Origin of the sequence: Robertmurraya dakarensis, from assembly GCF_900156875.1 — a bacterium.
Taxonomy (GTDB): Bacteria; Bacillota; Bacilli; order Bacillales; family Cytobacillaceae; genus Robertmurraya; species Robertmurraya dakarensis.
The window spans coordinates 315,958-316,959 of sequence record NZ_LT707408.1 but is presented as its reverse complement, the minus strand read 5'-3'; the positions used below and the strand labels follow the sequence as shown (position 1 = coordinate 316,959).

Sequence of the window (1,002 nt, the reverse complement as noted above, 5' to 3'; positions counted from 1 at the left end):
ATTTATTACATAGTTTATTTGGGAGGGAACGCATTGAAATTTGTCCGCAATCTCACTTCTCTTGATTTCAACAATCTCTTTTTCACTTAATTCTAATACCTGTTTCAAGTATTGTTCGATGATATCGGAGATGTTTCTCACTAAACCCCCTCCTATCTGACTTTGACTATATTTGACTTTAATTATACATGAAAAATATACCCATTTGCAATGAACAACACTTTAATAATTTCCCCAAATTTCCACATTCTCAAACGTTATTGTCGAAACGAATGAGCTTAAAAAGGTATTCTCTAAAAAGATGTTGAATTCCTTTGTCTTCATTTACAAATTCATAGAAATTTAAATTATTGAATATAGGAATGGATTGATACAGGGTTCAAAGGTGTATTACAGAGGCAATTCACTGGCTATTTAGGGTTATCAGGAAATTAACAGCGAATAACAAAAAAGAGCATCCAAATGGATACTCTTTAATATTGCCTGGCGACGTCCTACTCTCACAAGGGGACAGCCCCTAACTACCATCGGCGCTGAGAAGCTTAACTTCCGTGTTCGGTATGGGAACGGGTGTGACCTTCTCGCCATCGTCACCAAGCCTGCTGCATTGAATTACTTCCCTGTTGGCTTGCGACGAGTAAAAGAAAACTTCCTCGAACCAGCTATGCCGCAGGAGCAGACTTACTATATATAGAATGAATTATTCATTCCCTCAAAACTAGATAACTTGACAAGCATCTTTTAAATTGTCCAGCTGCAGCTCCTAACTCTTCGGTCGTTTCAATCCGTCCATTCAAATCCAAAAGCAGGATTTGCCTGGCCGGCTCTCCAACGCCTCTCAGAGTTGAACAGTCGCCTTCGCTTTTCTTTTTGGTTAAGTCCTCGATCGATTAGTATCAGTCAGCTCCACATGTCACCACGCTTCCACCTCTGACCTATCAACCTGATCATCTTTCAGGGATCTTACTAGCTTGCGCTATGGGAAATCTCATCTTGAGGGGG

At 40.1% G+C, this 1,002-nt stretch carries 1 protein-coding gene and 2 rRNA genes (1 of these 3 only partly in view); all 3 read right to left on the bottom strand.

Features of this window, described 5'->3' with window-relative positions; genetic code table 11:
* The coding region (locus CZ487_RS02625) for a CtsR family transcriptional regulator (RefSeq protein ID WP_139339532.1) at window positions 1-141 on the bottom strand (141 nt) is incomplete at its 3' end.
* Window positions 142-481: 340 nt separating this feature from the next.
* Window positions 482-598 (bottom strand): 5S ribosomal RNA (rrf, locus tag CZ487_RS02620).
* A gap of 272 nt (window positions 599-870) precedes the next feature.
* Window positions 871-1,002, bottom strand: a 23S ribosomal RNA gene (locus CZ487_RS02615) (it continues 2,800 nt past the right edge of the window).